Annotated in this window: 23 protein-coding genes; 19 read left to right on the forward strand and 4 right to left on the reverse strand. The window is 45.5% G+C overall.

Features of this window, described 5'->3' with window-relative positions:
* Positions 1-4 precede the first annotated feature (4 nt).
* Complete coding sequence (locus tag L4C42_RS01565; protein WP_429759036.1) at positions 5-340, reverse strand: Hpt domain-containing protein; 336 nt, start codon at positions 338-340, stop codon at positions 5-7.
* Positions 341-675: 335 nt separating this feature from the next.
* Here L4C42_RS01565 and L4C42_RS01570 point away from each other — a divergent pair, with 335 nt between their 5' ends.
* Entirely contained in the window at positions 676-1,548 is an 873-nt protein-coding gene (locus L4C42_RS01570) for a sigma-70 family RNA polymerase sigma factor (protein ID WP_429759038.1), read from the forward strand.
* A gap of 68 nt (positions 1,549-1,616) precedes the next feature.
* Here L4C42_RS01570 and L4C42_RS01575 read toward each other — a convergent pair whose 3' ends face one another.
* Both L4C42_RS01575 and L4C42_RS01580 read right to left on the reverse strand, forming a co-directional pair.
* Positions 1,617-2,036: a hypothetical protein gene (locus L4C42_RS01575; RefSeq protein ID WP_429759040.1), complete on the reverse strand. Its 420-nt coding sequence runs from the start codon at positions 2,034-2,036 to the stop codon at positions 1,617-1,619.
* A gap of 119 nt (positions 2,037-2,155) precedes the next feature.
* Positions 2,156-2,503 (reverse strand): hypothetical protein, encoded by a 348-nt coding sequence (locus L4C42_RS01580; protein WP_429759042.1) that lies wholly within the window; start codon positions 2,501-2,503, stop codon positions 2,156-2,158.
* 164 nt (positions 2,504-2,667) lie between these two features.
* Between L4C42_RS01580 and L4C42_RS01585 the strand changes: the two genes are divergently transcribed.
* The 4 genes from L4C42_RS01585 to L4C42_RS01600 all read left to right on the forward strand — a co-directional run bounded on the left by L4C42_RS01585 (position 2,668) and on the right by L4C42_RS01600 (position 8,045).
* The gene (locus L4C42_RS01585; protein ID WP_429759044.1) at positions 2,668-4,629 is read left to right on the forward strand and encodes an EAL domain-containing protein; all 1,962 of its coding nucleotides are present in this window, start codon (positions 2,668-2,670) and stop codon (positions 4,627-4,629) included.
* 32 nt (positions 4,630-4,661) lie between these two features.
* Entirely contained in the window at positions 4,662-5,627 is a 966-nt protein-coding gene (locus tag L4C42_RS01590; protein ID WP_429759046.1) for a hypothetical protein, read from the forward strand.
* A 164-nt stretch (positions 5,628-5,791) separates the two neighbouring features.
* Positions 5,792-6,331 carry a heme NO-binding domain-containing protein gene (locus L4C42_RS01595; protein WP_429759048.1) on the forward strand — a complete coding sequence of 180 codons (540 nt, stop codon included), beginning with the start codon at positions 5,792-5,794 and terminating at the stop codon, positions 6,329-6,331.
* Positions 6,332-6,338: 7 nt separating this feature from the next.
* A complete protein-coding gene (locus tag L4C42_RS01600) occupies positions 6,339-8,045 on the forward strand; it encodes an ATP-binding protein (RefSeq protein ID WP_429759050.1) in 1,707 nt (568 codons plus the stop codon).
* A gap of 19 nt (positions 8,046-8,064) precedes the next feature.
* On the opposite strand, the gene pabB is transcribed toward L4C42_RS01600, so the two are convergent.
* The gene (gene pabB, locus L4C42_RS01605; protein WP_429759052.1) at positions 8,065-9,435 is read right to left on the reverse strand and encodes an aminodeoxychorismate synthase component 1; all 1,371 of its coding nucleotides are present in this window, start codon (positions 9,433-9,435) and stop codon (positions 8,065-8,067) included.
* A gap of 259 nt (positions 9,436-9,694) precedes the next feature.
* On the opposite strand from pabB, the gene L4C42_RS01610 reads away from it, so the two are divergent.
* The 14 genes from L4C42_RS01610 (at position 9,695) to mnhG (ending at position 23,858) form a co-directional block, all read left to right on the forward strand.
* A complete protein-coding gene (locus L4C42_RS01610) occupies positions 9,695-11,215 on the forward strand; it encodes a fumarate hydratase (RefSeq protein WP_418641522.1) in 1,521 nt (506 codons plus the stop codon).
* 141 nt (positions 11,216-11,356) lie between these two features.
* On the forward strand, positions 11,357-11,542 hold the full coding sequence (locus L4C42_RS01615; RefSeq protein ID WP_006073687.1) for a hypothetical protein: 186 nt from the start codon (positions 11,357-11,359) through the stop codon (positions 11,540-11,542).
* Between the two features lie 132 nt (positions 11,543-11,674).
* A complete protein-coding gene (locus tag L4C42_RS01620; RefSeq protein WP_353498500.1) occupies positions 11,675-13,048 on the forward strand; it encodes a YcjX family GTP-binding protein in 1,374 nt (457 codons plus the stop codon).
* Positions 13,045-14,064 carry a YcjF family protein gene (locus L4C42_RS01625; protein WP_353498501.1) on the forward strand — a complete coding sequence of 340 codons (1,020 nt, stop codon included), beginning with the start codon at positions 13,045-13,047 and terminating at the stop codon, positions 14,062-14,064. Before L4C42_RS01620 ends, L4C42_RS01625 begins: the two co-directional genes overlap by 4 nt.
* Before the next feature lie 129 nt (positions 14,065-14,193).
* On the forward strand, positions 14,194-15,612 hold the full coding sequence (locus tag L4C42_RS01630; RefSeq protein WP_042498225.1) for an SLC13 family permease: 1,419 nt from the start codon (positions 14,194-14,196) through the stop codon (positions 15,610-15,612).
* 6 nt (positions 15,613-15,618) lie between these two features.
* The gene (locus tag L4C42_RS01635) at positions 15,619-16,944 is read left to right on the forward strand and encodes an ATP-binding protein (protein ID WP_353498502.1); all 1,326 of its coding nucleotides are present in this window, start codon (positions 15,619-15,621) and stop codon (positions 16,942-16,944) included.
* Positions 16,931-17,404 carry a response regulator gene (locus tag L4C42_RS01640; RefSeq protein WP_353498503.1) on the forward strand — a complete coding sequence of 158 codons (474 nt, stop codon included), beginning with the start codon at positions 16,931-16,933 and terminating at the stop codon, positions 17,402-17,404. The genes L4C42_RS01635 and L4C42_RS01640 overlap by 14 nt, the downstream gene beginning before the upstream one ends.
* Positions 17,405-17,452: 48 nt before the next feature.
* Entirely contained in the window at positions 17,453-17,803 is a 351-nt protein-coding gene (locus L4C42_RS01645; protein WP_353498504.1) for a rhodanese-like domain-containing protein, read from the forward strand.
* A 457-nt stretch (positions 17,804-18,260) separates the two neighbouring features.
* The gene (mbhE, locus tag L4C42_RS01650) at positions 18,261-20,918 is read left to right on the forward strand and encodes a hydrogen gas-evolving membrane-bound hydrogenase subunit E (protein WP_429759286.1); all 2,658 of its coding nucleotides are present in this window, start codon (positions 18,261-18,263) and stop codon (positions 20,916-20,918) included.
* Entirely contained in the window at positions 20,918-21,271 is a 354-nt protein-coding gene (locus tag L4C42_RS01655; protein WP_353498506.1) for a Na+/H+ antiporter subunit C, read from the forward strand. The genes mbhE and L4C42_RS01655 overlap by 1 nt, the downstream gene beginning before the upstream one ends.
* A complete protein-coding gene (locus tag L4C42_RS01660; protein ID WP_353498507.1) occupies positions 21,271-22,776 on the forward strand; it encodes a proton-conducting transporter transmembrane domain-containing protein in 1,506 nt (501 codons plus the stop codon). Before L4C42_RS01655 ends, L4C42_RS01660 begins: the two co-directional genes overlap by 1 nt.
* A complete protein-coding gene (locus L4C42_RS01665; RefSeq protein WP_353498508.1) occupies positions 22,773-23,249 on the forward strand; it encodes a Na+/H+ antiporter subunit E in 477 nt (158 codons plus the stop codon). Before L4C42_RS01660 ends, L4C42_RS01665 begins: the two co-directional genes overlap by 4 nt.
* On the forward strand, positions 23,242-23,565 hold the full coding sequence (locus L4C42_RS01670) for a cation:proton antiporter (RefSeq protein WP_353498509.1): 324 nt from the start codon (positions 23,242-23,244) through the stop codon (positions 23,563-23,565). Before L4C42_RS01665 ends, L4C42_RS01670 begins: the two co-directional genes overlap by 8 nt.
* A complete protein-coding gene (gene mnhG, locus L4C42_RS01675) occupies positions 23,562-23,858 on the forward strand; it encodes a monovalent cation/H(+) antiporter subunit G (protein WP_042498239.1) in 297 nt (98 codons plus the stop codon). The genes L4C42_RS01670 and mnhG overlap by 4 nt, the downstream gene beginning before the upstream one ends.
* Positions 23,859-23,955 lie beyond the last annotated feature (97 nt).

Raw genomic sequence — 23,955 nt, forward strand, 5'->3', positions numbered from 1 at the left:
CCAACTACACCATTGATGCTAAATATTCGTTGATTTGGTTTTTTATTACTTCCAATTCTTGAATCACAAATTGCATATCAGTTAACTGTGGAGCGTCACCACTGCGAGTTGAGGTTTCTATCGCTTCAAGCTTAACCACGGCTTTGGTTTCCCCAAAGCTTGCGAGAATACCTTTTAAAGAGTGGGCAGTGATAAACAGTTCGCTCCAATTTTGCTCGTTATAAAGCGATTGTATTTTGTCTGCACCGTTTTCATGTTCTTCCATGAATGCCATAAATACGGCTGCGATGATGTCCTCGTCATTGTCCATGTAGCTGCGAAGTACGTCGAAATCTATCATCCTGCTGTCCTTTTATGCTGTTTATCGTTTTTCCTGACTGAGTTTGTGACGGGGTTTGTTTCATTTCAGTCCCAAACTCAGTTACTTAACAACAATAGTATAGTTTATTAGAAATGAAAAACTGCCAATTATTAAGATCTAAACTTGATCTTTGTAATCGCTGTACATCTACGACTTTGGTACTAATTCGATCATTAATTAACTAAACAGTATGAAGTAAATTTTGATGCATAGCATAAAGGGAACTACTCTTGATCATGCGACGCACCTCAAAAGATCAAAACTAATAATTATCTATAGAGTTGGCGAGGTTGCAGACAGATATGGAGATTGCCATGACTACTAGGATCGAAAACACAAAAACTGACGGCTTAGACAGCAACGTAGATTTCTACTCCAAGTATATCCAAGATGTCGTAGGTATTGATTTGCTGACACCGGAACAAGAATACCATTATGCTACGCTAGCCAGACGCGGGGACAAGGCAGCGAGGGATGTACTCATTGAATCCAATCTTCGTCTTGTGGTCAAGATTGCGAGAGGTTATACAAAACGTGGCTTAAATAATCACACCATCCTCGATTTAATCGAAGAAGGAAATTTAGGCTTGATCAAAGCTATCGATAAGTTTGAACCTGAAAAAGGCTTCCGCTTCAGTACCTACGCCGTGTGGTGGATACGCGAAAGCATTGAGTCTTCTTTGATGAATACTGGAAGAACGGTACGCTTGCCAGTTCATGTCATCAAGGAAATCAATCGACTATCACGTCAAACTAATGAGATGCGCTCAGCTTTGAAAAGAGCGCCGTCTGTCAAAGAGATTGCTGAGCAAACGTCGAATTCTCAGCAACACGTGAGTGAACTTATTCACATGAGCGGATTTATCGAATCTAGTGCGTCTGTCGATATCACAGACAAGGAGTTTCAGAGTTTAGACACGTGTCGCTCAGATGCTATTCCCGAGCCTTACGATACTTGTCATGATGAAAAGCTTCTGAAAAGTTTGGAAAAAGTGGTTTTATCCCTACCGAACAAATATAGAGATATTGTGATTCATCGCTTTGGGCTGTTTGGTAAAGAAGTACTGACGTTAGACTGCCTCGGTGAAATGTATGGGCTCTCTAAAGAGAGAGTACGCCAACTACAGCAAGAAGGTGTGACCAAGCTTCAGGGCAAGCTCAAATTTGATGGTTGGGTAATGAGGTGAGTAACTTTTGTTGCTAGTTGCTAGTTGCTAGTTGCTAGTTGCTAGTTGCTAGTTGCTAGTAGTTGACACTAGTGATGCAGCCTTGGCTTCGATTGTGACGCTTTGGCAACTGACAGTACCTTTATTAGCCGTTGTTTGACTGAACAGTCCTGTAAACCTGACAAAAAGCGAGTAAGGGCAGCGAAATATACACGGTGACGACAAATTTCAACCAGTGTCTGTTCAAGGCGTTGAAGTCTGGTTGTTTTTTGTTGTTGTGATTGTGATTCCCAGTCGCCTTCAATATTCGCTAAAGAGTGAGCACAGCAATATTGCTCAAAGAGAGTATCTTCCCCAATTATCGGGCGATAGCCACTGACATACCAGGCTTCGACCATTTCTCTGATCTCAATTTCTTCCTGTGGTATCTCATTCTCATTCAGAGCCTGGCCAATTGGCACCGCCTGAGTATAGCTGTGATCGAGCTTGTCTTTGACGTATTTGTACATAATAAAACTTATAAAAAGTACACGTTAGCAAAATATCATAGGTACCGTAAAAGCGCTATTGATAGTTTGAGTATTAGTGCTAATGATAAAAATTCTTAAATCCCTAATAAAAATAGTGTTTATGGGTAATTCACTTTATACAGTAAATAGTGAACGTAGCGAAACTCTAGCGATTCTGATTGCCATTGTGACGTAATACGTTTCACTGCGCTTTGGTATGCACGACATCGTATCAGCAGTGTGAGTGTTTTGGTTAAACGCTTAAATTCGTCTACTCGTTGCCAAAAGTTGATTTGATCCAGTTGACCTTCGATAAATGGAACAAAGCCTGCTTGATACCAACAATCAAGAACTTCACGAATTTCAAACTCTTCTTCGGGTACATCACCGCGCTGTAGCGCTTTATCGACAGGTGGTGGGGTATGATACACATCGTCATATAAGTCATCGACATACACGTAATCCATCGAGCCCCTCCGCTACGCAACAACATGACAATAACCTAGAACGCATTGCACTGCATTCAAGTAAATATCAACTTGAATTTGAGTTTGTTTCTTCTAGCTTGTTTTGGTGCAAGAGGGAAACTCATAAGCACCTCGGTTGGCTAATAATTCAAAGAGAGATCGACATGCTAGCGAAGCAGGCTGAAGCGAAGAAGCTGTTCTGGTCAGAACATCTTCATGACATTACTACTGAAGTGTCAAAAGGCGAGTTTTGGCAGAGGGTTATGAACTTTGATCCCCGTCATTCTCATGTCAATCCGCCTTCTATTGACAGTATTAACCACATACTCACTTTGATTCGCGACGTCCAATTTGATGGCGCACCAGCCGCTGTACCAATTCCACTCGAGACGACCGGTGGTGAATTGATTGTTGTGAAGTTTGAGATCTACTTGGTCATTGATAATTTGGTGAAAGGCAGTGTCGAAGTGTTATCACACACGCTTTCAAAGATTGCCTGTACTGAGCTTTTGGAGCACGTGCTGGATGATCCTGCCAGAGGAGTCATGATCACCGATGATAAACACCGAGTGCTGTTTACTAACGAGAAGTTGTGTCGAGATCATGGTACCTCCTCACTTGCGTTATTGGGACGCAGTATTAGTGAGGGAGGGCTGTTCCATAGTGACAAGCGACATATTGAAGCATTTCAAAAACGTATTGAACGCGAGGTGAAATGGCGCGGAGCGATGATTACTAATGCGAAAGAATCACGCTCTATGTTGGAGATGGTTCATATAAAGCGCGTCGAGGTAGCGCAAGACCACTGCTTTTATATTTACAGCTTTTTAGGTGAACATCGGAACCCTGTAAAAGACAACGCGCCAGATGCAGCCAATATCCCTAACTTGGAGGAGATGGACGAAGTTGCATTTAGAAATAGTGCCAAGCAGCTTTCATCTCAAGGAGGCAAGTTCATTGTAGTGAGTTTACATCCTCGCTTTTACAGTGAGCTTGAGGTGGAATCACGTCAAAAAGTTTATGCCGCACTTCAGTCGTTTCATGATGCCGATAGCTTTGGTTATATTGGTAGGAATACATTTGTTGTCTTGCTTCGAATACGTGAAGACGATGTTGAAGACGTCACTACGATCAATATGTGTATTAAGCAGTTTTTCACGGGTTTGAGTAAGTATCTAGATGACCATTTGATCAATGATATCTCTGATGGGCAAATTGGGGTTGCTTTACATGGTTTCAATCAATGTGCGATGGATGAAGTGATTTCTCAGTCGGTTCAAGCCATGTTTGTTCATGACTCTCAATCAAGTAGCGTGAACTTTTACGATGAAGTGCTGGTGCAAGCGAGTATTCGTCGTAGAAAGTTGGAAAATTTACTCATTGAAGCGGTGCAAAACAAGCAAATTGATGTTCACTTTCAGCCGATTGTGGACACCAAAACCAACCGGATTGTGAAGTTAGAAGCCTTGTGTCGCTTCCAAATCGAAGAAGTGGACTATTGTGTTCAGGAGATGATACATCTTGCTGAAGAGTTAAAGATGATCAATGCCATTGATATGATTGTTGCTGAGAAGGCGATTAAAGCGTTTGTTCAACTCGATAATGCAGTGGAGCAAAAGCTAACACTGTCGCTAAATTGCTCGATTGCTGATACTGAGTCCCACCATCTTTACGAGTTGTTTACCTATATTAATGAGTCACCAGTGACAAATGAAGATGTCACTATTGAGATTACAGAAACATCCTATTTCGAAAAAAACATTAACAACTCCAACCTATTGGAACACATTCGTGACTCAGGGGTAAAAATTGCGGTTGATGATTTTGGTACAGGTAACTCGTCGTTCTCCTACTTCAGTGACTTTCATTTTGATGAGCTAAAAATCGACCGTAAATTCATCACGAATATCCATCAGATAAAACAGAAGTTTTTTGCAGTTAATATGCTAAGACAGCTGTCCCATGACTTAAACATCAAAGTGGTTGCAGAGGGCGTTGAGAACGCAGAGGAATTGGAAACACTCAAGCTAATAGATGTAGATTTTATTCAAGGTTATTTCTTCTACAGGCCAATGACTGCCGAGCAGATTCAAGAGCACCTTGCTGGCAGTGGGCGTGTCGAATAACTCTATATTTTCCTGAGTATTAGGTGATTATTATGGAAGGTAGAGAACAGCACGGAAGACTTATGTTACAACTCGCTTGTGACACTCTAGTGTTCACGCGAGAGTATCTACAAAGCTGCTCCAAAAAGTTAGAGTCCATTGAGCCAGAGCATGTAATATGTGAAAACCCGAACGGGGTGTTTAAGGATTTTGGTAATGGCTTTTACGCGTATCGTAAACAGTCGAAAGATGAGCAAACGCTAGTATTGAAATGCACAGTAGGCGGAGCTGCTTTTCGGATTTATTGCCCCATTGATTCAGATGAAGTGATGAGTGTTCCAGATCATCTAGATTTGCCTTGCTTAGACATGAGTGCTTTGTCTTTGCGCAGACACGCTCCGTCTCTTTCTGGTTATACAATGCTCAGTGACGGAACCGTCATGATTCCTATAGAAAGCTTGTGCCGAAACGCATCCAGGAAATTAACGGATAAAGTGAAGGTCTCTTTCTTAGGTGTCAACGACATAGATGAGGGCTATACCTTTAATATCACACCACAGTATTTGTTGGTTTACCCCAAGCAGACACTATTGGCTCCGAAATCAGAGTTGTGTCACTTGACCCTTTTATTCAAGAATTTTGGTTCTGAAGAGATCACCAAGGTTATGATCTGTTTGGACTTCTCTCGTTTCTCTAGTTTGTTTACCTCTAGACTATCCTTGTCTCACGATACTAAGTGTTTTGAGCAAAAAGTGCTGGCTCAGGTAACCCCTTCATTATCAAGTCCCATTGCTTTTGTTGAGTCCGTTTTCTGTCTGGACGATCAGCAGTTCCTAGTCCCACAAGCTGATGGTTCGTTTGTTGATAAAGAGGAGAAAGCGGTATCAGTCAACCCAAGGCGCTTTGTGTACTCGATTTGTGATGGTGTAGAGCATGTTGCGACAGGGATTGCGGTCGCAAACCTACCAAGACAGTTACAGGTGAAACCCAAAAGACGTCAAACTAACGTTGAGTATTAAAGGCAGTACTCTATTCGCTCCTGTGTAGCGATGCCGAAAAAGTTCTTGTCGCCTTATTATCTGATATTTAACAATATATGGAAAACAACCAAGAATTGTCCTAATACTTTAATGAGTCACGATAAACACACAACCAGTGCGTTCCATTAACAAGGAGAAGATGAATGAAAGGAATTATTTTTACTGAATTCATGGAGTTGGTTGAAGAGAAGTTTGGTCTGGATGTATTGGATGAGGTGTTGGAGATGTCTGGTGATGAGGGCATTTATACTGCGGTTGGCAGTTATGACCATCGAGACTTAGTCAAGCTTATCGTCAACTTGAGTAAGAAAACCAACATTGACCCAGAGACACTTCAGCAAGTATTTGGACAGACAGTGTTTAAAACTTTACTCGCTGCAATCCCAGAAAGCGCCAGTATTGGGACGAGTCGCTCTACATTTCAGTTTATCCGCCACGTAGAGGACTATATTCATGTTGAAGTGAAAAAACTCTATTCAGATGCTGAGCCTCCCAAGTTTTACTTCATCAGTGAGTCAGAAACCGATATGGTGATGGACTATCAAAGTGCGCGCTGCATGTCTCATGTTTGCTTAGGTCTGATCGAAGGCTGTGCAGAGCATTTTGGTGAGAAACTCAATGTTGAGATGACGCCTCAGTCTGACGACAATAGTACTGTCAGATTCAGCCTCACGTTGGTGTAAAGACACTATGCCTAGCAGTTCGGCGATCGAGCGCAAACTTAAACGAGAAATAGCCGCGAGAAAAGCAGCGGAAGCCTTACTCGAACAGAAGAGTTTAGAGCTTTTTAATGCTAATCAGCAGCTTGAGGTTGCACTCAAGCAAACGGAAGCACGCTCCGAAGCAAGTTTTAAACGTCTGGAGTTTCAGCAGAAAATCGAGCGTATCCTTATCCATTTCGGTCGGATTTTTTTGCGTGCCAACCTAGATGATGTACTGGTCGTGGATCTGGTTAATCAGCTCTCGGAAGTGACGGAAGATGTAGCATGTGCCATCGCTTTGCCAAGTGAGCTCCTCCCGGCAGTTACCCAATCTCACTATCAAACGACTAAATATGCCCAGCTTATTGTCGCCGAGGGCTGCACGACGTCTTGTATTTCTATTGAACTTGAGCAGAAGGTGATTGGTAAGCTTGAGTTAGGCGTTATTGAAACCACGTTTGATATGGACTTTGTTAACAGTCAGATGTCACTGGTGTGTGAGTTACTGGCCAGTTCGATTAACCGTCAAGTTATTAATCAACGCTTAGTTGAGTCAAAGGATCGTGCAGAGGCGTCGGAACGATCGACTAGAGAGTTCTTGGCAATGATAAACCACGAGCTTCGAACGCCTTTAAATGGATTATTGGGTAGTGTCGAGCTATTGGCGGATACGGGATTATCAGATGCACAAAAAGATCTTCATCATAATCTCAGCCAATCGGGTCAACTACTGCGATCCATCATCAACGACTTGCTAGATTTCAGCAAGATTGACGCCGGTATGCTTGAGCTTATCGAATCAAAGTTCGGCTGGAACACTTTAGAGTCGACCTTAAAGAGTATTTTTGAACATAAAGCACAAGAGAAGCAGATTGGATTTACATTTAAAACACAGAATTTGGATAGCCAGCAGATCAACGGTGATTTAGAGAGAATTACTCAGATATTTGTAAATTTGATTGGCAATGCGATTAAGTTTACCGACAAAGGCGATGTTAGTGTCCATGTGGAAAATAGCGCCAATGGCCTTCAGGTATCCGTGACAGATACTGGTATCGGTATTAGTGAATCGGCTCAAAAGAAGTTGTTTCAGCCCTTTACTCAGGCCGATCGCTCTAGCTCGCGTAACTATGAAGGAACTGGGCTGGGGTTAGCTATTTGTCGCCGCTTGGTGGAGTTGATGGGGGGTAATATTTCGCTGGAAAGTGAACTCGGTGTCGGTACCACGTTCCATGTATTTCTGCCCCTAAAAACGGAGTTGATTGAAGAAAAAACTGAAGCAGTTCAAGCCGATAGTAATCAAACATTAGACTTTTCAGCGTTGAAGATTCTTGTGGTCGACGACATAAAGATGAACCAAGTTATTATTACTAAGATGTTGAGTAAATTGGGTATCTCGCCTGACTTGGCGGTTAATGGCCTCGAGGCGGTTGAGCATGCGAGCCAGCAACAATACGACATTATTTTTATGGATTGTCGAATGCCGGTCATGGATGGATTTGAGGCGACCAAACGACTGCGCAGTGCGGAATATCGTAACCCAATAGTGGCTCTGACCGCTGGTACCACAACGGAAGAGCGTCAAAATTGTTACGATGTAGGGATGGATGACATACTGTCCAAACCCTACACCGCAAAAGATCTTACTCAAACATTGGCCAAGTGGGGGCCAAATTGGGGACTTGAAGCGATTTAGTGCTAGACCCCATCGAGTGTCATAAGCTGTCTAGTATAGGCAGTATCTTGCCTAGCTTGTGGTACGTCTCTTGATACTCATCGTCACAGTCACTGTCGGCCACTATGCCACCGCCCGCCCAAGCATAAATCTCACCTTGCGTTGCAATTAATGTACGAATAGTAATGCTGGTATCCATTACGCCATGGGTACTGATATAGCCAATGCTGCCGCAGTAGACACTGCGTCTGTGCGGCTCAAGCTCTTCAATGATCTCCATAGCTCGAACCTTTGGCGCACCAGTGATTGAGCCGCCAGGGAAGCATGCTCGCAATAGGTCAGTAGCTTGATATTGGCTATCCAGTTCTCCCGTTACCGTGCTCACTAAGTGATGAACAGCAGGGAAACTTTCAATATCAAATAACTTTGGTACCTTTACAGAGCCCGGCTTGGCCACGCGGCCAATATCGTTTCTCAGCAAATCGACGATCATCAAATTTTCGGCTTGATCTTTTGGCGCGTTAGCCAGATCGATTGCACTATTTTTGTCTTCAGTGGGGTCAACAAAACGTGGTCGGGTACCTTTAATAGGTTTAGTTTCAATGACGCGGTTATGAAGCTGCAAGAAACGCTCGGGTGAGATGCTTATAATCGCACTGTCTTCCAAACGGATAAATGCACTGAATGGTGCTTGATTGTGTTCATCTAAGACTTCAAAGGCATGCCATTCACTGCCAGAATACTGAGCACAGTGTCGCTGGGCTAGGTTTATCTGATAGCTATCACCTGCAGAAAGATACTCTTTCACTGAGTGGAAGCGTTGTTGATAACCAGTCTGGCTCATGTTGGATTGCCAAGGTGTGGTGAGCTGAAAAGGCAAGAGTGCTTTGGCCTGTTGGCTCTGCAGCCAAGTAAGCTTGTTATTTGGCTCAATACCGATAATCACTGCTTTTTTCTGCTGGTGGTCGACCATCAGTGCCCAGTCGTAGATACCAATCGCCATATCTGGGGCGGCAATGTCATGATTTGCTGTCTCAGGAATGCGTTCTACTCGTCTGCCTAGATCGTAGGCAAAGTACCCTAGCGCGCCGCCTAAAAACGGCCACTCGGTTTCTAAGTCAGTATGCCCAATCTTTTCTGCAATCAGGTCATTGATAAGCGTGAATGGATCGTCGCTACGCGTTTCTTCCGCTCCATCATAGTGAATTTTTGATAGCTCACCATAGGTCTGCACCGTCGCAACTGGCTCAGCGACCAAAATATCAAAACGATTGTTTTCATGTTTTAAAGTCGAGGACTTCAGCAGCATAGCCCAAGGGAGCTGCTCGATAGTGGCAAAGTATTGTTTGGCTAAATCTGGCTGATAAGGCAGGTCAACGAATTGAATAGATTGGCTTTCTTTTTTGTTCATTTGCTTAAACTGTGACAGAAACGTTGTCGCACTCATGGCGCATAGTGGAAAGCAAGAGTATCATATTTTCACAACAAAAAGTCGGACATTTAGCCCTGATAACACTATGGTTAAAGTGAGTGGTACTAAGCGCTCTACTCGAAGTAGTCACTCGCTTGCTGATGGTTTTTGATAGACCAATAGTTTTTAACAGATCAATGAGTTTGATAGGTCAAACAGTTCGGCCTCCTGGAAGCTAAAATTATAAATGAGGTATTCAATGGCGGTTATTCGTAAAGAAGATGTGATCAGCTCTGTTGCTGATGCATTGCAATACATCTCGTATTACCATCCCCTCGATTTTGTTCAAGCCCTAGACAAAGCTTATCAAAAGGAAGAGAGCCAAGCGGCGAAAGACGCGATTGCTCAAATCCTAATTAACTCTCGCATGTCAGCAGAAGGTCACAGACCTATTTGTCAGGATACAGGTATCGTGACTTGTTTCGTGAACATTGGTATGAACGTTCAATGGGACAGCGACCTGACCGTACAAGAGATGATTGATGAAGGTGTTCGTCAAGGTTATACCAACCCAGACAACCCACTTCGAGCATCGGTTCTTAAAGACCCTGCGGGCAAGCGCATCAACACCAAAGACAATACGCCTGCCGTTGTGCACATCAACATGGTGCCGGGTGATAAGGTCGAAATCCAAATTGCGGCTAAAGGCGGCGGTTCTGAAAACAAAACTAAGATGGTGATGCTTAATCCATCAGATGATATTGCTGAATGGGTAGAGAAAACATTGCCAACGATGGGGGCTGGTTGGTGTCCACCGGGTATGCTTGGCATCGGTATTGGCGGTACGGCAGAGAAAGCTGCGGTGCTGGCAAAAGAGTCGCTAATGGAGCATATCGATATTCAAGAGCTTATCGACCGTGGCCCACAAAATGCGGAAGAAGAGCTTCGTCTCGACATCTTCAACCGAGTGAACAAACTCGGTATTGGTGCACAAGGTCTTGGCGGCCTAACGACGGTTGTTGATGTGAAAATCAAAACTGCGCCAACACACGCGGCGTCAAAGCCAGTGTGTATGATTCCAAACTGTGCAGCAACGCGCCACGTTCACTTTACGTTGGATGGCTCGGGACCTGCCGAGCTTACGCCACCTAAGCTTGAAGAGTGGCCAGATATCACTTGGGAAGCAGGCGCGAACACACGTCGTGTGAACCTTGATGAAATCACTAAAGAAGACGTTCAAGAGTGGAAAACAGGTGAAACAGTACTGCTTACCGGTAAAATTCTGACAGGTCGTGATGCAGCGCATAAGCGCATTCAGGGCATGTTAGAGAGCGGTGAAGGTTTGCCTGAAGGTGTAGATTTTAAAGGCAAGTTTATCTACTACGTAGGTCCTGTTGACGCAGTCGGCGATGAAGCTGTAGGCCCTGCTGGCCCAACAACATCGACGCGTATGGATAAGTTCACCGACATGATGCTGTCTGAAACAGGCCTAACGGGCATGATTGGTAAAGCCGAGCGCGGCCCTGCGGCGATTGAATCTATCAAAGAGCACAAAGCAGTCTACCTAATGGCGGTAGGCGGCGCGGCTTATCTCGTTGCGAAAGCGATTAAGAAAGCGAAAGTGGTTGCGTTTGAAGATTTGGGTATGGAAGCGATTTACGAGTTTGAAGTCGAAGACATGCCAGTCACGGTTGCGGTGGATTCAAGTGGTGCTAATGCTCACCAAATTGGTCCAGATACGTGGAAAGTGAAAATTGCGGAAGCGGAAAGCGCATCCTAATTTGAGTTTAAAAAAGTGAGTGTGTGAAGACATACTCACTTTTTTTTATCTATAATTCAGACATATACCCAAGTAGCTTTTTGGCATATTGAGGCAATTAGGGTATATACTCAAAGAAAAAGAACCAAGGAGAGTGCAAACATGCCTCGATTTATACAAATATTACAAATCGCGTTACTACTAGTAGTGGGTTTCTTTGTTGGCTATGACTTGATTTTACACGGCATCAGCATCTTCAATGAAAAGTACGTCACGATGGCGTGTGTGCTGACTGTACTGCTTGAGATTGCTCTGTTTGTTATTTACAAACTCATTGAGGATGATTAGTGCCAATTGGCCTATCTAAAAATCTCTAGAAACGCTCTAAACCCCTGAACTGTATCAGGGGTTTTTTGTTCATATTTGGTTAATCTCGTATAGTGCACACTGTTCCTCGTCTTTTGTATTGGAGTAAGTTGAATGAACCGCATTGGTCAAGAAGTCTCAGATTTGTTGCATCGAAGCCTAGATTCTCACGTTCGAATTGCTGTTACCGGTTTGTCCAGAGCGGGTAAGACCGCTTTTATCACCTCATTGGTGAACCAGTTACTTCATACTTCCACTCACGACAACTTGCCATTACTTGAGTGCGCGCGAGATGGGCGACTCATTGGAGCAAAGCGCGTTCCTCAGTCTAATTTAATGGTACCGCGCTTTGCCTATGATGATGCCATGGCACAGCTTCACGCTGAGCCACCAGAATGGCCGCAGCCAACGCGAGATGTGAGTGAAATTCGTTTGGCGCTGAAATATAAGCCAGCGAAAGGAGCGAAGCGTTTAATCAGCAAAACATCGACTCTATTTATTGATGTTATTGACTATCCAGGAGAGTGGCTGCTGGATTTACCTTTGCTTGACCTTTCCTTCGAAGAATGGAACGAGCTGCAGTTTGCAAACTTGTCTGGTATTCGTAGCGAATGTGCACAAGCTTGGCTCGCTGCACTGGAGACATTTGATGGAAAAGCAGAAGCTAACGAGAAAGTGATTGCTGAGATCTCTCAGGCCTTCACGGATTATCTGTTTGCTTGTAAAGATCGTGGCCTCCATTGGGTACAACCCGGTCGCTTTGTGTTGCCCGGTGAGCTTGCGGGTGCACCAGTGCTTCAGTTCTTCCCATGCAAGTCTCTAACGGACAAAGCAGAAAAGAACAGCGGTTACGCCATGCTGAAACGCCGCTACGAAGAGTATCAAACTAAAGTGGTTAAGCAGTTCTATAAAGAGCACTTTGCTACCTTTGATCGTCAAATCGTACTGGTGGATTGTCTGCAGCCATTGATGGCGGGGGACGAGGCATTCAATGATATGAAGCAGGCGCTTCAGCAGATCATGAAAAGCTTCCGTTATGGGCAATCGAATTTGCTAAGACGCTTGTTTGCTTCGCGCATCGACAAAATACTGTTCGCTGCGACAAAGGCAGATCATGTAACACCGAATCAGCACGGGAATTTAGTCAGCCTTTTGCAACAGATGGTTCACCCAGCATGGCAAGAAACGGCGTTTGAAAATATTGAGATGAGCTGCATGAGCGTAGCATCTATTCAAGCAACGGAAGCCGGGTTTGTCGGCAATGGCAGCGACAGCTCTCCAGCATTGCGTGGCACGACATTGGATAACCAAACATTCACGCTGTATCCCGGTGATGTACCTGCAAGACTACCGAAGCCTGATTTTTGGCAGCAAAGCGGGTTTGAATTTACCTCATTCAGGCCTCTAGCGAGTGCGCAAGATGCACCTTGCGGTCATATTCGCCTTGATAAAGCGATGCAGTATTTAATTGGAGACAAACTTCGATGAGTGATATGAAAAACAGAAAAGTCTTTGATGAAGATTTGTCTAATGGAGAGCCAACATTAGACATGAACAGCCAAAAGCTGTTTGAGCCTGAGCAAACTTTCGTTCCCGTTGAACAGGTTGCTGTTGAAGACGAAGGTGATGCCGAGTTGGAGAAAACCATTCGCGGTAGCAGCAAGAAAGGTTGGATAGCGACGACATTTCTGACTGCGTTTGCAGGTCTCGTTGGCTGGCAAGCTATTGATAACGTGGTTACCGCGGCAACGACAGGCGACTATCTATCACTTGGCTGGTCTGCTCTAGTGACTGGCGTTGCTGTCATGGGTATCGGCGCCTTTGGTAAAGAGCTCTTTAAACTTCGCAAACTGAAGAATCATTTTTCAGTGCAAGAAGAGGCGCAAGCTTTATTAGACAATGACGCGGTAGGCAAAGGCGAAAAATTCTGTCAAAAGCTTGCTCATGAGGCGTCTATACCTGCAGAGCATCCGGCTTTTGATCGTTGGCAAAATAGTGTGCACAGTGCCCATAGCGATGCGGAAGTGCTCGATATGTATCAATCTATGGTGCTGACAGAGCAGGACAAGAAAGCAATGGCGTCGGTCTCTAAGCTTTCTGGTGAAGCGGCGATTTTGGTGGCGTTAAGCCCACTCGCGATTGCTGACATGCTTCTAATTGCTTGGCGTAACTTCCGTATGATTGACAAAATCTCTGAAATCTATGGTGTTGAGCTAGGTTACTGGTCGAGATTGAAGCTGTTCAAATTGGTGTTGGTGAACATAGCGATTGCTGGTGCAAGTGAGCTAGCCATTGAATCGAGTGCTGACATATTGTCGATGAACCTGGCAGAAAAACTGTCTGCACGCGCAGGGCAAGGTTTAGGTGTAGGTTTGGTGACGGCTCGTTTAGGATTGAAGACCATCAATTTAATGCGTCCGATTCCATTTAAACAGGAACAGATACCGCGACTTGGCTCAATTAGAAAGTCCGTGGTTGAAAGCCTCAAAAACAAACTGAGCTAAATTGATACTCAAATCACATTCCAAGAAACTTGATGATATTTATGAGGAAACTTTGATCCTACGCTAGTCCAAACTGGCATAGTGGCGTGATACTGCTCACAGTAATTTATTCTCAGGACGAGCAGTATCATGCAAAAATATCTGAAGTATATCATTCCGATATCGATCCCATTGATCGTATTACTTCTACCATTATCCGCATTCCCTTTCGAAGGATTGACCATAGTTCAGCAGCGCGTCATCGCCATCTTTTTATTGGCCGCGCTTTGCTGGGTTTTTGAGCCGATTCCTATCTACGCCACCTCCGTTGTCATTATTGTTCTCGAGCTTTTGCTGGTGTCCAACAAGGGTGTTTATTTGTTTAGATCGGGAGAAGGGCAGCCACATTTTGGTGAACTTCTCAATTACAACGAGATCATGGCGACCTTTGCGAGCCCAATCATCATGCTGTTTTTGGGGGGCTTCTTCCTTGCTATGGCGGCAACGAAATACCGTCTTGACGTCAACTTAGCTCGCGTATTGCTTAAACCTTTTGGAAGCGACCCGAAGTTTGTCATGTTAGGCTTGATGTTGATCACCGGTATCTTCTCGATGTTTATGTCGAACACGGCGACGACCGCGATGATGCTCTCGATTCTTACTCCGGTTATTGCAGTGTTTGGCCCTAAAGATCCGGGTCGTATCGCGTTTGCGCTGTGTATTCCCGTTGCCGCTAACATTGGTGGTATTGGTACGCCAATTGGTACGCCACCGAACGCAATTGCGCTCAAATACTTAGTGGGTGACAACTACATCAGCTTTGGTGAGTGGATGGCATTTGGTGTGCCGTTCGTCGTTGTCATGATGGCGCTGGCTTGGATGCTGATTAACTTCCTGTACAGTGCTGATCAAAAGAAAATCGAACTGTCGATCAAAGGTAAGTTCCTTAAAACTCCAAAAGCCATTATGGTGTACATCACGTTTGCTTTGACCATTATCCTCTGGCTAATGGGCTCAACACACGGTATGAACTCATACACAGTTGCGCTTATTCCGGTCGCCATTTTCTCGCTGACTGGCATCATCAATAAAGAAGATCTGAAAAAGATCTCGTGGGATGTACTATGGTTGGTATCAGGTGGTATCGCGTTGGGTCTAGCGCTTGATAAAACCGGGCTTGCTCGCCTCGTTGTTCACAGCATTCCGTTTGATGAATTCTCTCCTTACGTTGTGTTATTTGGCGCTGCATTCCTATGTTTGGTTATGGCGAACTTTATGTCCCATACCGCAACGGCAAACCTATTGATGCCTATCATGGCGGCACTAGGTACCTCAATGACTTCTTTAACGCCGTTAGGCGGGGAGTTGACACTCATTCTTGTCGTTACCTTTGCTGCATCACTCGGTATGTCTCTACCGATTAGTACGCCGCCAAATGCATTGGCTCATGCGACAGGCCATGTACAAAGCAGTCAGATGGCACGCGTTGGCGTGATATTGGGTGTGGTGGGCGTATTGCTGAGCTTTGTCTTAGTGTGGCTGCTGCACGCAGTTGGACATATAGGGTAGGTGCCAATGGATTTGTTGGTTCGTCATTATTTTTCAGAGCCAAGTCGTCAAGTTACTTTCGATGCCGAAGAGGTGGTGCTGCGCCAAGAAGCGCACAATGACCGTCTGTATTACGTGCTAGAAGGAGAGCTTGAGGGCTACTTTGAAAGTGAACAAGATGGCAAGCTCACGAAGCTCTTCAATGCCTCGAATGGGGCATTTATTGGTGTGCACAGTTTCTTTTCTGGCACCTGGGTCGCTTCATCGACGGTGATTGCTAAAACCAAAGTGACGCTGGCTTGGATAGATAAACATACTGAGCCAGTCGAACCGCAGCAATACGGTCCATTGAGTGCCCAGTTTATGCCGGTGATGGTCAATGAGTTATCAAGACGTCAAAGGCGCGCTAAGCAAGAAGCACTAGCCAAAGAGAAAGCGCTTCAACGCCTGCATACTGCGGAGCAGATGACCACCTTGGGTCAATTAGCAGCTGGGATTGCACATGAGTTGAATAATGCCATTGGCGTGGTGAGCAGCAAAACAGAACGAATGCAGCAAGATTTGTTGCAACTCCTTGAAGAGCTACACCCGGAAGTCAGTGGCTATTTCGATGTCGGTCTGATGCTTGGTCAAACGGTTTCTTCCAGTGAGGTACGCCGAATTGCCAAGCGTCACCAAAGTGATTATCGCTTAGAGAGAGACACGGCTAAGCAACTGGCGAGAGCGCTAGGCAATAACCCAGTCCCCGAGTCTTGGTTGCATGATCCTCAGAAAGCGCTCAAATACTGGGGGATGGGACGGGATCTACACGACCTCAAAATTGCTGCGAGGCATACCGTTGGCATCGTCAAATCTGTGAAGCAACTCGGGCGTACTGATGGTGAGCCCGATGAGCTGCTTGATATTAACGATACCATCAATAAAGCACTGGCACTGTTGCAAAGTGATTTGAGAAGGGTGTCAGTTCGTGTTCAACCAGCGGTTCTGCCGTTAATAAAAGGGGCATCGACGGAGTATGTGCAGATTTGGAGCAACATTTTAAAGAATGCTTGTGATGCACTTTCCCAAACGGATGCGCCCAATATCGATATTCAAACGAAGTTTGTGAATCAACGTATTCTGGTGACCATTGCCAATAATGGACCGGAAATCGATGAGTCCACACGCCGAAAAATCTTTCAGCCTAACTTCACAACAAAAAAAGGCGGACTGTCTTTTGGCTTGGGGTTAGGACTATCAATTGTGAAAAGAATCGTCAGCGAGATAGGTGGCACGATTGCTGTTAAAAGCGATGAAACACGCACTATCTTTCGCGTCAAGTTACCAGTAGGAGAAGCATATGGAGAAGCTTAACGTCATTTGTGTGGATGACCAGAGAGAAGTACTCAGCGCCGTCATTCAAGATCTTGAGCCGTTATCGAGCTGGCTAAATATCGAGGACTGTGAGTCTGGCGAAGAAGTGTTGGATCTTATTGAAGACCTTGATGCGGAAGGTGAAAGTATCGCGGTGATTGTCTCGGATCATGTGATGCCGGGAATGACAGGGGTAGAGCTGTTGACTGAGCTTTCAGGTGACAGTCGATTCAAAGAAACAAAAAAGGTGCTGCTCACTGGTCAAGCGACGCACTCAGATACCATTACTGCGATTAACACTGCGGGTGTCAGCCACTACTTTGAGAAGCCTTGGAAGGCCGAAGAGCTTGTGAGTTGCGTTCGTTCATTGGTAACGGCCTATATATTTGATCGCGGTTTTGACTATCAGCCGTATCATGAACATCTAGACCAAAACATTGTGCTAGAGAGGCTACGCTAGACTTGTTTTAGACAACGGCTGCTCAGTGTGATGCTCAAGGAGGGAAGAATGAAGGTTATGTTTCGCTATATTGTACTTAGTTTATTGTTTGTTTTAGGGGCAGCTCATGCCAGTGAACGAGCAAAACAGGGCTGGCAAATGATTGAGCAAGGCGCAATGGTCATCGACGTTCGTACGCCAGAAGAGTTTAACGCTGGGCATTTAGACCAAGCCGTCAACTATCCACTTTCTGAGTTGGACAAGCACATCGCTGCACTCGATAAGTCTCAACCTATAGTGCTTTACTGCCGCAGTGGTAATCGCTCTGGGCAAGCATTGGCTTATATGGAGTCTAAAGGCTTCACAGCACTTCACAATGCAGGTGGGTTAAATGAGATAAACATCGAATCCCCACAATAAGCTATCGCTTGGCACTCCTCGCCCGAAATGTGGTCAATCATTTCGGGCGTTTTACTTTTTACTACGCCACACTTAGCCGTTTATCCCTATCTTCAGGGGATACTCACGTTATTGCTTCCTCCGCTTGATTTCCCTTGCTGTGACAGTTCGTTACAAATGCTCATGAATTTTGTTGAGATCGCAATACTTCGCTGCAAATAGTCGAACTTTTACATCTAAAGAAACGCTTCTTTTAACTCTTCAATCAAACCTTACAGTTCCTACCTAGAGCCTTGTAACCATTCGAGGATAGAATTAAGTTCGAATTTTGTATTGCATATGTGGTTTTTGGTTCGGAATTTCCGATGTTTTTATCAGGGAGCCCAAGAAGGGAGAAAGACAACCAACTCACTATGTGCAGAGAAAGAGAGAAGTGAGTGTTAACTTGAGTATCGAGAGAGCCGTAATAAATAGCGGGATACAAAGCCAGAGCAGCGGTAGAGGCCAGAGTTCGTCGTCTCCGCTATTTGGCCTTTTTGCGTTGTTTCCGTTTTTGATCTTAACAACCGTCTTGTCGTTGTATGATCCTCAGGGCGTCAGTTGGAGTTTTCCTTGGGTTCCGAGCCTAGGTCTGGCGTTAAGTTTCCGGCTGGATGGACTATCGTTTCTGTTTGCTTGCTTGATTAGCGGTATCGGTACTATGGTGCAGATCTATGCGCTGGCTTATCTTAAAGAGCACAAACAGAGAGTCGCATTTCACTGTTACTTGACCGCGTTTATGGTCGCCATGCTTGGCGTTGTTCTCAGCGATAATGTGTTGCTGTTGTTTGTATTTTGGGAATTGACGACGGTTACCTCGTATCTGCTCATCGGCTTTAACCACGAAGCGCTCAAGTCTCGAAAGAATGCGCTGCAATCACTGCTTATTACTGGCGCTGGTGGTTTAGCACTACTTGCTGGCCTGATTATGCTTGGCTCCATGGCAGGCAGCTATGAGCTGACCAGTATCTTGGCGCAAGTAGGCGAGATCTCAAATCACGCTCTGTTTTTACCTTCTTTGGTTCTTATATTGTTGGGCGCGCTAACCAAGTCTGCTCAATTCCCGTTTCACTTCTGGCTGCCTAATGCAATGGCAGCGCCAACGCCAGTGAGTGCTTATCTGCACTCCGCTACAATGGTTAAAGCGGGTATCTACCTGCTGGCAGTGGTATCACCCATCTATTCTCACTCAGAGGTCTGGTTCTATACGCTGACCTTACTCGGCGGTTTTACTGCGTTGTGGTGCGCGCTGATGGCGCTCAAGCAAACTGATTTGAAACTCATGTTGGCATACAGCACCACTGTAGTACTCGGAAAGCTGACCTTTTTGCTTGGTATTGGAAGTGACTTAGCACTTAAGTCGGCACTGATGCTGATTGTTGCTCATGCCCTGTACAAAGCAGGCCTGTTCATGGTGGTCGGCAACATTGATAAAGCAGCGGGCACACGTGAAATCAGTCAGCTTCGCGGTTTACGTTCTGTGCTAAAAATCAGCTTTGTCGCCGCGGTTGTTGCTGTGCTTTCGACCTCTGGTGTGCCGCCTTTACCTGGCTTTTTGGGTAAGGAGTACATGTACAAAGCGGGGTTGGAAGTCAGCAATTGGGCAGTCTTTCTGATGGTATTAGTGAATGCGCTTACCGTGACACTGGTTATGGCGCTGTTAATTAAACCTTTTACTACACGTCATCAAGGTGAGCCGACACAAGTTAAGCCTGTTGAACTCAATAAAGGGTTGTGGATGCCACCATTTATGCTGGCCATCATCAGCGTTTTGGCGACGCTCATTGGTCTAGGGTGGCTTAATGAGCAAGTGATTATTCCTGGCGTGACCACGATAGCGCCGGTGTCGACGCCTGAGCCAGTGAAAATGTGGCATGGTATCAACACGCCGCTCATCTTGAGTGTTGTGACTTTGGCACTGGGCGTGCTGCTTTATAAAGTGTATCCGTCACTGACCACATTGCTTGATCGTCAGTTGTCAAAAATGCCGTGTGCAAATCGTGTCTTCGATAATCTGCTGCACGCTATGGTGAGCTTTGCGAAGTGGCAAACGAACTTGCTTCAGACAAAACGAATGAGTGTTTATGGGTTGCTCTCATTTGGCGCTCTAGCGGTGCTGCTCATCACTCATACTCCAATGTCACTTAGCCAGTTTGCAGGTCGATTGGAGGGCATCAAGCTTTACGAACTTGTGATTGCTGCTCTACTCATCGCGTCGTCCTTCGTGGTGATTATTTCCAGAACAAAATTCTTAGCGGTCGCAGCTCTCGGCATGATTGGCTTCATGACCACTTTGGTGTTCATGATTTATAGCGCACCCGATGTCGCTAAGACTCAGCTATTGGTTGAAACCTTGATGGTGGTCTTCTTAGTACTGCTAATGCGTCATGTGCCAAAGCTATCGACAGTGAAGCAGCACTCTAAAGGTCGCCGCGTCCTACATGCTTTGGTTGCGGGTTCAATTGGCGTTGCTGTCACTATGATGCTGATTTCTATTACCGCTGATCCTATCGATATGTCGGTCTCTCAGTTCTTTAATGAGCAAAGTGTGCCGGGCGGTCATGGTCGCAACATCGTCAACGTCATTCTGGTCGATTTCCGCGCCTTCGATACCTTTGGTGAGGTACTGGTTGTGGCACTAGCTGGCCTGTGTGCTGTGAGCCTGCTTAAACCCGGCAGTGTACCATCGACCAAAGTGAAATCACTTATCTTGGGAACGGCATCGCATATTGTTGCTGCACTCATGCTGGTGTTCTCACTCTACCTATTGATGCGCGGGCATAACTCGCCAGGAGGTGGTTTTATCGGCGCGCTGATCGCCGTCATTGGCCTGTCATTGCTTATGTTCGCGGAGTCTCCACAGTATGTGCGAGAAAGGTTGCATTACGCGCCGTTTAGCATCGCTATGCTGGGTGTCTTTATTAGTTTTGCCGCAGGTGCTGTGAGCTTAGTGTTTAATCTGCCATTCCTAACGGGTTTGTGGTGGAAAGATGTATTGCCTCTGGGTACGCCATTAATTTTCGATATTGGTATTTATCTAGGTGTCATTGGTGGGGTGATGGGAATGATCCTCCATGTAACGGAGGAGATGGACTGATGGAAATGTTGTGGAGTGTTGTTGTTGGAGTGTTTGTCGCATCTGGGATCTATTTGATGCTGGAAAGACACCTACTTAGAGTCCTATTTGGCCTGATTTTACTAAGTAGCGCCGTCAATCTTGCCATCTTTAATGCAGGTCGATTAACACTAGGAAATCCGCCGCTCATTGATGCTGATTCTGTCGTGCCACATATGGATGCTGCGAACCCGTTACCACAAGCGCTGATCTTAACGGCCATTGTGATTGGCTTTGGGCTCTTAGTGTTTGCTTTGGTGCTGTTCTACCGCGCTTATGAAGAAACGCAGTCAGCAGATATTGATGAAATGAAGTACTCAGAGGAGCAGGTGTAATGTCAATGTGGTTAACCTTGCCTGTTATCATGTCTGTCTTGACCGCTGTGTTAGTGTTCTTCGCCAGACATAACCATAAGCTTGCTGAAGCAGTAAGTGGTACCAGTGCACTGTTTACTTTGCTAGGCAGTGTGTTGTTACTGAATGGCGTTTTAGACCACGGCCCTCAAGCAGTCGCATTCGGCCAGTGGGCAGCGCCATTTGGCATCGTGTTCGTCGCCGATTTTTTAGCGGCAGCGATGGTGGTCATTACCGCCATTATCGGTGTGGTAAGTGTGTTTTATGCCATGGCGGATCTAATGCAGAAACCGTCCTACGGCGTATTTCATTCGCTGATTCATGTGCTTTTAGCAGGTGTGTACGGCGCATTCTTAACCGGTGATATCTTCAACCTTTACGTTTGGTTTGAAGTTATGCTGATCGCGTCATTTGGTCTTATGGTGCTGGATGCGAATCGTAAGCAAGTTGATGGCGCGGTAAAGTATGTAATGCTGAACTTTATCTCGACGCTGATGTTCTTGTTGGCGATTGGTCTGCTATACGGCGCAACCGGTACGCTGAGTTTGGCTGATTTACACAGTAAGGCTGCGGACATTGCACCACAAACCAAGGTATTGCTTGCGGCATTATTCCTGTTTGGCTTTGCGGTTAAATCGGCGTTATTTCCATTGTTTGCGTGGCTGCCTGCGTCATACCACACGTTGCCAAGTGGTGTAGTGGCTCTATTCGCTGCGCTACTGACCAAAGTGGGTATTTATGCGCTAATGCGTGTGTTTACCTTGGTATTTCCTTTGGCCGACAGTGGTTGGCAGCCTCTGATGATTTGGGTGGCTGCGCTGACGATGCTGACAGGCGTACTGGGAGCCGCGAGCCAATACAATGTAAAGAAAATCCTCTCTTTCCACATCATCAGCCAAATTGGCTACATGGTGATGGGACTAGCACTGTATACACCGCTTGCTTTGGCGGGCGCTATTTTCTACATCGTGCACCACATAATCGTCAAAGCGAATCTGTTTTTGATAGGCGGTCTTGTGGAGCGTAAGCATCAAACTAGCGAGCTAAGTGAATTGGGTGGCATGTACAAAGCGACGCCTTGGCTTGCGTTCTTGTTCTTAGTACCAGCGTTTTCACTGGCTGGCTTCCCTCCATTATCAGGGTTTTGGGGCAAGTTCTTGGTCATCAAAGACAGCCTGCAAAACGAGTACTACATGCTAGCTGGTGTCGCACTGTTTGTTGGCCTGCTTACTATCTTCTCAATGACCAAGATCTGGAGTGAGGTGTTTTGGAAGGCTAAACCATCTAAGCAAGAAGGAGAGGTGCCGGTAGAAAAACTGTGCAACAAAACCAGAGCGCTTTATTACGCGCCAATCGTTGTGTTGACTTCAATGACCTTGGTTATTGGTTTTGCAGCAGAGCCGTTCTTTCAGTTTGCCTTTACCGCAGCAGAGCAACTTCTCGAACCTAGCGCTTATATCAACGCCGTTTTAGGAGGTGGCGCATGAACTATTTCTTCCTAAATGTCTTCTTGGGTGGCGCATGGATGATGCTCAATGGTGAGTATACCGGCTTGAGTTTCGTCACCGGTTTTGTGGTGGGCTATTTCGCTCTTAGGTTGAGCCAGCCGTTTGGGCTTAAATCGAGTTACTTCAAACGGTTCAGTGCTTCGATAAAGCTGTTTCTTTATTTTTGCTACGAGATGCTGGTGTCCGCCGCTCATGTTGTGTGGGACGTTGTCACGCCCACCCATCTAAGTGATCCAGACATCATTTATGTGCCATTGGATGTCACCTCTGATCTTGAGATCACGCTGCTGGCAAACATGGTGTCACTTACCCCAGGCAGCTTGAGTCTGGATGTGACTGAAGATAAGAAACATTTGGTTGTTCATGCCATGTTCGCACCAGATCACGACGATGTGATTCGCTCAATCAAGAATGGGATGGAAAAACGAATTCTGGAGGTGACACGTGGATAGCTGGCTGTCATTTAGTATCAATTTTGCCTATGTAGGCATGCTGTTTAGTTTGGTGTTGGTGTTTATCCGATTGATTAAAGGGCCGACGCTCGCTGACCGAGTGGTTGCACTGGATCTTATTGCCTTTATCACGGTTGGTTTTATTGCTGTGCACACACTAGCGAGTGGCCAAAAATCACTACTTGATGTCGCGATAACTCTAGGTCTAGTCGCGTTTTTAGGCACTATCGCGTTTGCTGGATTTATTGCAAAGCAAAACCAGCAACAAAATGAAGCGGAAAATCAGAAGAATCTTGAGCAAGGGGGCAAGTCATGACGTTTTTAACTGGGCTTTTACTCTGTTTAGGCACTTTTTTTGTGCTGGTGGCGAGTATTGGGGTACTGCGTATGCCGGATCTCTATACGCGAATGCATGCCTCGACTAAAGCAAACACCATGGGGCTGACCGCATTATTGGCTGCTGTGGCAGTAGGTATGCCAGACGTGACCGTTGTCTCCCGAGTTCTCGGTACCATGCTGTTTATCCTGTTGACGGCGCCAGTCGCTGCGCACCTACTCAGCAAAAGCATGTATTGGAATGGCTACAAGATGTGGCGAAAAGATAAGTAAATTGCCGAGTGCCTATCTATCTCTGGATAAGCACTCGTGCACTATCGGTTTTTTAATCGTGAAACAAAAGGAGCGTTTATGCGCAGAAAAGAAATCA

The sequence above is a fragment of the Vibrio wakamikoensis genome, assembly GCF_050337275.1.
GTDB classification, from domain to species: Bacteria; Pseudomonadota; Gammaproteobacteria; order Enterobacterales; family Vibrionaceae; genus Vibrio; species Vibrio chaetopteri.

Excerpts from the sequence above, each read along its gene's own strand:
- L4C42_RS01565 (WP_429759036.1), bottom strand. The coding sequence starts at position 340 with ATGATAGATTTCGACGTACTTCGCAGCTACATGGACAATGACGAGGAC.
- L4C42_RS01570 (WP_429759038.1), top strand. The coding sequence starts at position 676 with ATGACTACTAGGATCGAAAACACAAAAACTGACGGCTTAGACAGCAAC.
- L4C42_RS01575 (WP_429759040.1), bottom strand. The coding sequence starts at position 2,036 with ATGTACAAATACGTCAAAGACAAGCTCGATCACAGCTATACTCAGGCG.
- L4C42_RS01580 (WP_429759042.1), bottom strand. The coding sequence starts at position 2,503 with ATGGATTACGTGTATGTCGATGACTTATATGACGATGTGTATCATACC.
- L4C42_RS01585 (WP_429759044.1), top strand. The coding sequence starts at position 2,668 with ATGCTAGCGAAGCAGGCTGAAGCGAAGAAGCTGTTCTGGTCAGAACAT.
- L4C42_RS01590 (WP_429759046.1), top strand. The coding sequence starts at position 4,662 with ATGGAAGGTAGAGAACAGCACGGAAGACTTATGTTACAACTCGCTTGT.
- L4C42_RS01595 (WP_429759048.1), top strand. The coding sequence starts at position 5,792 with ATGAAAGGAATTATTTTTACTGAATTCATGGAGTTGGTTGAAGAGAAG.
- L4C42_RS01600 (WP_429759050.1), top strand. The coding sequence starts at position 6,339 with ATGCCTAGCAGTTCGGCGATCGAGCGCAAACTTAAACGAGAAATAGCC.
- pabB (WP_429759052.1), bottom strand. The coding sequence starts at position 9,435 with ATGAACAAAAAAGAAAGCCAATCTATTCAATTCGTTGACCTGCCTTAT.
- L4C42_RS01610 (WP_418641522.1), top strand. The coding sequence starts at position 9,695 with ATGGCGGTTATTCGTAAAGAAGATGTGATCAGCTCTGTTGCTGATGCA.
- L4C42_RS01615 (WP_006073687.1), top strand. The coding sequence starts at position 11,357 with ATGCCTCGATTTATACAAATATTACAAATCGCGTTACTACTAGTAGTG.
- L4C42_RS01620 (WP_353498500.1), top strand. The coding sequence starts at position 11,675 with ATGAACCGCATTGGTCAAGAAGTCTCAGATTTGTTGCATCGAAGCCTA.
- L4C42_RS01625 (WP_353498501.1), top strand. The coding sequence starts at position 13,045 with ATGAGTGATATGAAAAACAGAAAAGTCTTTGATGAAGATTTGTCTAAT.
- L4C42_RS01630 (WP_042498225.1), top strand. The coding sequence starts at position 14,194 with ATGCAAAAATATCTGAAGTATATCATTCCGATATCGATCCCATTGATC.
- L4C42_RS01635 (WP_353498502.1), top strand. The coding sequence starts at position 15,619 with ATGGATTTGTTGGTTCGTCATTATTTTTCAGAGCCAAGTCGTCAAGTT.
- L4C42_RS01640 (WP_353498503.1), top strand. The coding sequence starts at position 16,931 with ATGGAGAAGCTTAACGTCATTTGTGTGGATGACCAGAGAGAAGTACTC.
- L4C42_RS01645 (WP_353498504.1), top strand. The coding sequence starts at position 17,453 with ATGAAGGTTATGTTTCGCTATATTGTACTTAGTTTATTGTTTGTTTTA.
- L4C42_RS01655 (WP_353498506.1), top strand. The coding sequence starts at position 20,918 with ATGGAAATGTTGTGGAGTGTTGTTGTTGGAGTGTTTGTCGCATCTGGG.
- L4C42_RS01660 (WP_353498507.1), top strand. The coding sequence starts at position 21,271 with ATGTCAATGTGGTTAACCTTGCCTGTTATCATGTCTGTCTTGACCGCT.
- L4C42_RS01665 (WP_353498508.1), top strand. The coding sequence starts at position 22,773 with ATGAACTATTTCTTCCTAAATGTCTTCTTGGGTGGCGCATGGATGATG.
- mnhG (WP_042498239.1), top strand. The coding sequence starts at position 23,562 with ATGACGTTTTTAACTGGGCTTTTACTCTGTTTAGGCACTTTTTTTGTG.